The organism is Streptosporangium sp. NPDC005286 (genome assembly GCF_040607515.1).
Lineage (GTDB): Bacteria > Actinomycetota > Actinomycetes > Streptosporangiales > Streptosporangiaceae > Streptosporangium.
This window is the reverse complement of the sequence record NZ_JBEXGU010000279.1, coordinates 1-7,774: the sequence shown is the minus strand read 5'-3', so window position 1 is coordinate 7,774 and position 7,774 is coordinate 1. Positions and strand designations below refer to the sequence as shown.

Genomic DNA, 7,774 nt, shown 5'->3' with positions numbered 1-7,774 from the left:
GCCCTCCCCGGGGAGGGCGCCTCCCTGCCGAATTTCGGATCGCAAAGCTGATGCGGATCTAAGACGTGTTCGGATCTCAAGAGACATGCATTCTTGAAGTACTAGATCACATGAGGAGGAATGCGTGAGTAGAGCATTGAATCCAGTGCGCGCCGTTTTGGTTGCGGTACTAATATGCATGGTCGGGGTGGGTGTATGGCTGAATTCCACCTATTGGCGCGGCCCGTGGAGTCGATATTCCGATTCGGCTGACGCTCGTCGCGTATTGGTGAATGCGTTTGGCATTGCGAATCCGGGATATTACATCGACTTTTTTGGTTTGGATCCGGATGATTTCGATATCGATGGGGCGGGTGGTACGATCGATATGTTGATCAGTCCTAGAGTGCCAGATTTGAGGTTCACGCCGCAATGGTACCGTTCGGCAACCACAATCCATCTGGGCGCTGATCCCCTCGCCAAATGGGTGCCGCTGAATGAAACACTGACCACTCAAGCTCTTGATAGTATCTTTAAATTAGATGCGGTTAGGACTGAGCGGCAAAGGCGATACACAAGTAGATTGCTGAGCGCGCTCAATTCTCCGGTGCACGCAACTGCGGTTGTGAGCTTGAAGGCTCCCGCAAGCGAAAAGGATCTCGACAGTGACTGGGGGATTTTCGATAGCCGAGTCAGTGCGATTGTTCTTAGTGCAAGCGGAACTGTCGATAAGAAACCGGTAACATGGTCGGGCAGTATATGCGATACACGCGGTTTCCCGTGCTCGGGCGGCCGAGCATCGCATGTGGAGGAGTTTCAGCGCTGGGCGTCTTCGCTTGAAGAAGAAGATGCTCAGGCCCTAAAGGCATTTGGTCTAGACTTGAGAGATATTCGCAGACATGCCCTTAGTGGGCTGATCCAAGGCTTCGTCATTACTGCAAGCTCAGAAGATCTTCGAAAGCTTCAGGATGATTCCCGAGTGCAGTGGCTTAGAGTGACTGATGTAATCCTGGAATACTGATCGCCCGGACTCGATTTGCTACTCAATATTGGCCTTGATTCATCAGTAGTTCATGCTCGGTGATTGGCCCTGCGGCTTTCCTTTAATGTTCCTTGTGTCGTTGATGTGTGCCGTCGCGTGACGCTGCGAGGCACTAGGTTCCGAACTGAGTTGCCGGGAGCGATCTAACCAATCAGTCGAAGTGGCCCGATTTCACGGCGGTGAGGAAGGTGTGCCATTCGCCTGGGGCGAAGACGAGGGCCGGTCCAGCGGGGTGCTTGCTGTCGCGGATGGCGACAGCCCCCGGGAGGTTTCCGGCGACCTCGACGCAGTTTCCGCCGCTCCCGCCACTGAGGGAGCTCTTCTTCCAGACGGCCCTGGAGAGGTCAGGACCGGTCAGGTCTGCTACTTCCATTGGCCCTCGCTTCTTTGATCATCTCTAGCGACTGTCCGGGACGAAGTGCCTCTGATCGGATCCTGTCATATCTATCCCAGACGACACTTACCAGACTGTGTTCCGCTGAAACTTCGCCTTCTCCCGCCGACTCTATGGAGACGGCGGTCGACGCGTCCGATCTGATCGTTCGCTATGGCAGGCACTGGCTCATCTCCGAGCTGGCCGGAGGCGGCTACTACGCCGTACGCCGGCACGGCCTGTCCGAGGAGTTTCTCGGCAGGAATGACCTGCCCAACGTGATATGCACGGCGCCCCTCGGTGAAATGGCGCGCCGCCTGGAGACCGAGAGGAAGCGCGAGAATAGATTCTGAAATCAAGCGGGTGAATCACTGCCCTCAGCCCGATTCCGTGCGGCACGTCACCGCTCGCCCAGCGATTTAATTCGCGTGCCCGCGTGCCCGGGAGGCGGTGTTCACGTCCAGGGGCCAGGTATGAGTCGACAGGCCCTGTCGCTGATCTCATGACTTTGATCACTTCCCGAGTGCATTCCGACAGGCGGCGTCGAGGATTTCTTACCTCACCTGGCGGACGTGGTGGTGGAGCGGGCAGATCCTGCTGCGGAGCTGGAGAGCACATCACAAGATCAGCGACAGAGCCGAACTTTCCTCACACCTGTCGAGTCAAAGCCGGCATGAACAAGATTCAGAAGCTTGCCCTCCTGTCCGCACTGCCCGTCGCCGCGGCTCTGATAGCGCTCCCCGCCCAGGCTGCGGAGCGCCCCGCCTGTCCCGTCCCGACCAAGGCGGAGGCGAAGCGGTCCTTTGACAGCAAGACCGACAAGCCGCTCAGGGGCGTCACCGCCATCAAGGGGGTCCGCGTCAACCACATCCCGAAGGGCTTCACGTACGGCCAGGTCGTCGTCAACAAGCACGATGGCATCACCGAGTACGGCTACCAGTGGAGTGACGACCACTCCGACACGGACCCCCGGCAGCGGTCGCTGTGGGTCAGGGTGGTGTGCTGGCCGAAGGCGAGCGAGCTGGCGCAGCTCAAGAACGCGCCGTTCGACATCGGGACGTTCTCCGGTGACACGAAGACCGTGAAGATCGGTGGCCGTCAGGTACTCACCCAGGTGGGTGACGGCGCGCTGGGCCACGGCCGGTATGCGGGCTGGGTCGAGCGCGAGGGCGTCGTCGTCACCGTGATGGCCAGCCGGCCCCTCGTACCCGAGCTGGCGAAGATCATCAAGGGCATCAAGCTCTGAGCCGGCCGACCCCGCCGTCCACGCGCAGCTGCGGGGTGCCGTCCAGCAGGGGGCTGCGGCTCGTCCGCCCCGATGTGCCAGTCCTGCACCGGCACAGGCCGGGCCCGATCAGCTCGAACCCCTCGAATCGGAGGGAAGGGGCAGTGCCCGCTGATATCCGGCCTTCCGCCTTCTTTCACTCTTCGCCGTGATGGGTGCGCAGTTCGCGGCGTGCCTGGTGACGGCTGCGGCGGCGCTCTTCGCGCCGGAAGTAGTGCCACTCCCGGCCCCCGTCGCCATAACTGAACAGGTGATAGGCGTAGGTGGTGGCGCTCCAGTAACAGCCGCCCGTGCGGTGGCTCAGGGACGTGTTGTTGGCGGTGATCTCGTCCGGCAGCGTGCACGGCCCGAACCGATGATCATGTACGGGCAGGCAGGTCGCCATCGGCGCGTCGGCCATCCGTACCCACCAGGGCCGGGTCTTGTCGGTCTTGCTCATACGGTCACCTTTCGGCTCCATGACGCCCCGGGCTGGGGCTGTCATAAGAGCGGATGCATCGTGACCACCTCCGACTTCACGCACGATATATCGGGACCGAAAGCGACGTTGCCGCTCAGAGAAACTGATTTCGACGTTACTACAAGCCGCAGGAGCGCGCGTTACGCACAGCTGATTTGCGGCTGATGGCACGGACTCGACTGGAGGGCCTACGGGTAAGCTCAAAGACCGACAGCCGACCGCTGGAACGATCGGGCGCGTCTGATCCTCGGAGAAAGACGAAGTCGAAAGCCTGGAGTGGCCCTGCAGGTCAGTCGAAGTGGCCCGACTTAACGGTGTTGAGGAAGGTACGCCATTCGGTCGGGGTGAAGGTGAGGGCCGGGCCGGTGGGGTTCTTGCTGTCGCGGACGGCGATGGCCCCGGGGAGGTTGCCGGCGACTTCGACGCAGTTTCCACCGCTCTCGCCGCTGAGGGAACTCTTCTTCCAGGCGGCCTTGAAAAGGTCAAGGCCGGCTAGGGCTGTTGCTTCCATGATCACCTCGTATCGGTCATAATCAGGATCGAAAATTAAGTACCTGCGGTGTGTGGAGGGAACGTGAAAGACGCATCCTATCGTCGGGGAGGGCCGAAGCCTTCGTCCTGGCTGCGTTGGGTTCCTGAGGAAATCGCAGGGACCTATGCCTTGTCCGTGCTCTCCTTGGCTGTGTTGACCTCGGAGGGGGTGCTGGGTGACCATCTTTATGGTCATCTCTTGATGGGATTTATGGCACTCCCTCTCTCTGTCGCCGCAGCTGCCACAGATCTTGCGATGGAAAGCCTGACCCCTCAGGTTCTCACCAGCGGTACCGCGGAGTGGGTGTCGTTGCTCTGGCCGGGGTTACTTCAGGCTCTGTTGCTGTGGTGGCTTCTGCGTCGGGGAAGGCATTCGGTGCGTAGCGAGCGCTGGGGTCGACTAGTCGCCACACTGACGACGTTCCTGGTGATCGTCTCAGGGGTGGTCGTTGTTTTCGATCAGTGGGCTCCTCGCAGGCCGGGAGGTATTCCGTTGCTTGTTCTGGGAGTTCTGCAGGCTTTCTTCGTGTTCGGGTACGTCTATAAACGTTCGTTCGCAACGCCGCTGCCCAAGGTGGACCCTTGACTGGGCGTGGCCGAAACTCATTGATGCGGTGAGTCCTTGTTGATAGGTCATCGTTGCGGAACCTGTTGCCCGGTGGGACGAAGCCGCCCTCTAGCGAGAGGTGCACGATGACCTGGACAGTATGTGCCCTCCGGTAGGCGTAGCTTCTACAGTGCCGAGCCGCGACGTAGCTTTGTGAGCAGTTTGACCGTTGAAATGGGATTCATGATGAGCACAATAGACAGATGGGCCCGCAATGTCGTCGTGGTTGTGCTTGTTCTGCTGGCAGGAATGATTGCGTGGGTGCAGTTCCGTCCCAACTCAGACCCAACGCATTTTGGTTTTGTGTGGGGAAACGCTGCGCAAGTCGCCAACCCCGAGTATCGGGTCAGCTTTGGGGGCGGTGCCGAGCGTGGGCTTTTTCGAACTTCGATGACAGCGGAGATCGGATCGCATCTGGATGAAATAACGCCCGATCGCCACCCTGGCTTTGTGGAGATATCGCAGGACTTATTCGGTAACACCGACAGGACAGAATTTCCGGGATCGTCGCTAACGCGCTACCTGAGGAAATTTCGGGGTGGTGAGGGAGTCGATCTCTCCGCGAAGAAGAGTGCGGAAATCCAGGTGAGGTCACTTGAACCCGAAGCTCTGACCACAGTCATAGTCGAGCTCGCCGCCCCTCTTGCCGAAGAGGATCTTGATAAACTGGGATTTTCCTGGGATCTCGAATTTAAGCGTTTCTTCTTGTCGGGTTCGCAGTCAATGAATGGAAAGCCGCTGTACTGGTGGCCCGGCTTAGGTGGGTGCGAAGCGACGATATTCGTGGATCATGACTGCAGCATCAAGTCTGCTGTTTCGCAGTTTCGGAAATGGGTGAGCGTTCTCAAGGACGGAGACAGTGCAAGCCTGGCGAATTTGGGGCTCGATCTGCGCCTACTGCGGGAAGCGGCGGCACGAGGAAAAGTCTATGGCTTCATTGCCAACTTACACAGCCGTGACCGGGCGCTTGACCTGCTCGCAAAGCCGGAGGTCCGCACCCTTCACATCGTCGAGCGCGGGCGAGAGCCTGAGTGAGTGGTACCTCCGGGAAGCTGCCCCGCATCAAAACGGCACCCGACCGTTGGGACGGTCGGGTGCGTATGGTTTTGAGGCGAGAGCGGATCTCCGAGCAGGTATTCGAGATCCAGCCGCAAAGAGCGGTCTTGCCGGTCAGTCGAAGTGACCGGACTTTACGGCGGTGAGGAAGGTGCGCCATTCGGTCGGGGTGAAGGTGAGGGCTGGGCCGGTGGGGTTCTTGCTGTCGCGGACGGCTATGGCTCCGGGGAGGTTGCCGGCGACTTCGACGCAGTTTCCACCGCTGTCGCCGCTGAGGGAGCTCTTCTTCCAGGCGGCCTTGGAGAGGTCGAGGCCGATCAGGTCTGTTGCTTCCATTGGTCCCTCGCTTCTTTGATCATCTCTAGCGACTGGCTGGGACGAAGTGCCTCTGCTCGGATCCTGTCATATCTATCCCAGATGAACGATGCCAAAGCATGTTCCGCTGACACCTCGCCAGCTCCCGATGACTCTATGGAGACAGTGGTGGGCGCGTCCGGCAGTTCGGCGAGAGCGAACCCGGACATCAGGCCCGCAGTGCAGAAAGTGTCGTGGGGGACGAGTTGCACTTTCACGTTCTGCCAACCAGCGATGGCAGCGAGATGGTCGAGCTGTTCGTACATAACCTCTCGGCCGCCGATAGGGCGACGGAGCACCCACTCGTCGAGAAGTGCCCATAGAACGGGAGGGCTCTCCTTTCTGAGGATGAGTTGCCGCCGCATGCGAGCGCTGACCTGATCTTCGATCTCCTGTTCTGAGGTGGCCAGACCACCCCGGAAAACGGCTCGTGCGTAGTTCTCCGTCTGGAGCAGGCCGGGGACCAGGAGCGGGTCCCAGCAGCGCAGCACGCGGGCGCGGGGTTCGATCTCTTCGGACCATCTGAGGAACCAGCGCGGCCCGGTGGGGGGCGGTGATGTTCCGGCAGAGGTGGGTGAAGTGGTCGTCCGTCTTGAAGAACTCGTCGCAGCGGGCCGCCAGGTCAAGGCTGGGGTTCCGGTTGCCGATCTCGATGTGGCCGATGAGCGACGACGAGACGCCCAGGTGAGTGCCGAGCCGGGTCTGTGACAGACCCGCCTCCCTGCGGGCCCGTGCCAGCTCGCGGCCGAAGCGCTGGGCCGGTGTCAGTCGCGGGTCGAGGTCGTTTCCCATGTCATCTCTCCAACGTTTTGATGACGTCGGCCGTCAAATAAATGACAAATGGCTACACCATACGTAGGGGGTCGTCGTTCATTTGTCGGTCGATTCTTTCTGTAATGGCAGCCTAACTCTGTGCACTCTATGGTGCCAAGCGTTTATCCAGACGACGTCAAGGAATTAAATGGACAATTCGCCTGGTTAACGGAGACATGTGACAGGCGTTTTCTGAGCGCCTGGCACCTCGCAGGAATGGCGGTGATCGAATGGGCGCCGAAGCGGTTTCCGCGCTCGGTCTGCTGGGCAGTGTCGAACTGCCCGGGGTGGCCGAGTCGGTCGGCGCAGCCCGGCGATACGTCAGGGGCGTGCTGGAGAACTCGGGCCGGCGGGATACGTACGACGCCGAGCTTCTGGTCAGCGAGCTGGTGTCGAACGCGGTAAGACACTCGGAGTCGGGACGCGCCGGCAGGCTGGTGACGATCGTGGTCGCGAACTGCGGCGAGACCGTCCAGATAGCGGTGGCCGACAAGGGCTCCGCCACCTGCGCGCCCAAGATCCCGGCCGAGCCGGACCAGGACGCCGAGGGCGGCCGCGGGCTCTGGCTGGTCGGTGAGGTGGCCATGTCCTGGGGCTGGCACGAGGGCACGGCGGGCCGCGTCGTCTGGTTCCGGCTGGCGCGACGGTGACCGACGTGCCGGCCCCCGGGGAGATGGCCATCCTGATCGCCCGGTACGGCAGGCAGTGGCTCATCTCCGAGGCGGCCGGAGGCGGCTACTACGCGGTACGCCGCCATGGTCTGTCCGAGGAGAGTGGCCTGTCCAACGTGATGTGCACGACCACCCTCGGTGAAATGGCCCGCCGCCTGACAGCCGAGAGGAGGCGCGAGAATCGGCCGCCGGGACAGTCGTTCGTGGGCTGAGGTCCGGCGGTCGAGCAGGCCGTTGATCTAATCAATCGCGAGGTGTCATATGTTGACGACCGCCCCCGCCCTTTCCTCAAGCGGCCAAATTGCGTAATCCATATGTCTGTCGGGAGAGCGAATCAATGCCCCGGGCCACTTCGAGGAGTGAGGCGACGGTGTTCGGGTCCGAGGCGGGAGGCTCACCGCCAGTCCTGTATTCCGCACGTGATCCCGATTGACCTGGGGCGATTACCCGATGTACTGGATCAGGTATAGCTGCCGACCTGCGACGACGCGGCACATGCGGAAAACGGGGCTAGTGGCGCGTCACGCAACCTTGGCGGGATAACTGGTCCATGAGCGGATCGGGGAGCTGGCTGCGAAGCTGACCTTGGGCTGGGCGTGCCGG

Annotated in this window: 12 protein-coding genes and 1 pseudogene; 7 read left to right on the top strand and 6 right to left on the bottom strand. The window is 60.9% G+C overall.

All coding sequences use genetic code 11. The features are described 5' to 3' along the window. Positions 1 to 124: 124 nt before the first annotated feature. Positions 125 to 1,000, top strand: a complete 876-nt coding sequence (locus ABZU75_RS44270; protein ID WP_355568810.1) for a hypothetical protein — start codon at positions 125 to 127, stop codon at positions 998 to 1,000. 172 nt (positions 1,001 to 1,172) lie between these two features. Here the strand turns inward: ABZU75_RS44270 and ABZU75_RS44265 are convergent, their stop codons facing one another. Beyond that, complete coding sequence (locus tag ABZU75_RS44265) at positions 1,173 to 1,394, bottom strand: DUF397 domain-containing protein (protein ID WP_355568807.1); 222 nt, start codon at positions 1,392 to 1,394, stop codon at positions 1,173 to 1,175. Between the two features lie 134 nt (positions 1,395 to 1,528). Between ABZU75_RS44265 and ABZU75_RS44260 the strand changes: the two genes are divergently transcribed. Further along, positions 1,529 to 1,747, top strand: a complete 219-nt coding sequence (locus ABZU75_RS44260; protein ID WP_355568804.1) for a hypothetical protein — start codon at positions 1,529 to 1,531, stop codon at positions 1,745 to 1,747. A 320-nt stretch (positions 1,748 to 2,067) separates the two neighbouring features. Then, positions 2,068 to 2,640, top strand: a complete 573-nt coding sequence (locus ABZU75_RS44255; protein WP_355568801.1) for a hypothetical protein — start codon at positions 2,068 to 2,070, stop codon at positions 2,638 to 2,640. 175 nt (positions 2,641 to 2,815) lie between these two features. Here ABZU75_RS44255 and ABZU75_RS44250 read toward each other — a convergent pair whose 3' ends face one another. Together ABZU75_RS44250 and ABZU75_RS44245 are read right to left on the bottom strand one after the other, a co-directional pair. Continuing rightward, complete coding sequence (locus ABZU75_RS44250; protein ID WP_355568798.1) at positions 2,816 to 3,118, bottom strand: hypothetical protein; 303 nt, start codon at positions 3,116 to 3,118, stop codon at positions 2,816 to 2,818. Positions 3,119 to 3,428: 310 nt separating this feature from the next. Next, a complete protein-coding gene (locus tag ABZU75_RS44245; protein ID WP_355568795.1) occupies positions 3,429 to 3,650 on the bottom strand; it encodes a DUF397 domain-containing protein in 222 nt (73 codons plus the stop codon). Positions 3,651 to 3,713: 63 nt separating this feature from the next. Here ABZU75_RS44245 and ABZU75_RS44240 point away from each other — a divergent pair, with 63 nt between their 5' ends. Then, positions 3,714 to 4,256, top strand: coding sequence for a hypothetical protein (locus tag ABZU75_RS44240; protein WP_355568792.1), 543 nt, complete (start codon positions 3,714 to 3,716; stop codon positions 4,254 to 4,256). A 174-nt stretch (positions 4,257 to 4,430) separates the two neighbouring features. Further along, positions 4,431 to 5,312: a hypothetical protein gene (locus tag ABZU75_RS44235; protein ID WP_355568789.1), complete on the top strand. Its 882-nt coding sequence runs from the start codon at positions 4,431 to 4,433 to the stop codon at positions 5,310 to 5,312. A 135-nt stretch (positions 5,313 to 5,447) separates the two neighbouring features. On the opposite strand, the gene ABZU75_RS44230 is transcribed toward ABZU75_RS44235, so the two are convergent. From ABZU75_RS44230 to ABZU75_RS44220, 3 genes and pseudogenes are all read right to left on the bottom strand, one after another. Continuing rightward, complete coding sequence (locus ABZU75_RS44230) at positions 5,448 to 5,669, bottom strand: DUF397 domain-containing protein (protein ID WP_355568786.1); 222 nt, start codon at positions 5,667 to 5,669, stop codon at positions 5,448 to 5,450. Then, positions 5,651 to 6,313, bottom strand: a complete 663-nt coding sequence (locus ABZU75_RS44225; RefSeq protein WP_355568783.1) for a DUF5753 domain-containing protein — start codon at positions 6,311 to 6,313, stop codon at positions 5,651 to 5,653. Before ABZU75_RS44225 ends, ABZU75_RS44230 begins: the two co-directional genes overlap by 19 nt. Before the next feature lie 13 nt (positions 6,314 to 6,326). Next, positions 6,327 to 6,479, bottom strand: a pseudogene (locus ABZU75_RS44220) (helix-turn-helix transcriptional regulator); the annotation flags it as partial. A 251-nt stretch (positions 6,480 to 6,730) separates the two neighbouring features. Between ABZU75_RS44220 and ABZU75_RS44215 the strand changes: the two are divergent. Next, complete coding sequence (locus tag ABZU75_RS44215) at positions 6,731 to 7,150, top strand: ATP-binding protein (RefSeq protein ID WP_355568780.1); 420 nt, start codon at positions 6,731 to 6,733, stop codon at positions 7,148 to 7,150. Beyond that, positions 7,147 to 7,383, top strand: coding sequence for a hypothetical protein (locus ABZU75_RS44210; RefSeq protein ID WP_355568777.1), 237 nt, complete (start codon positions 7,147 to 7,149; stop codon positions 7,381 to 7,383). Before ABZU75_RS44215 ends, ABZU75_RS44210 begins: the two co-directional genes overlap by 4 nt. Positions 7,384 to 7,774: the final 391 nt, after the last annotated feature.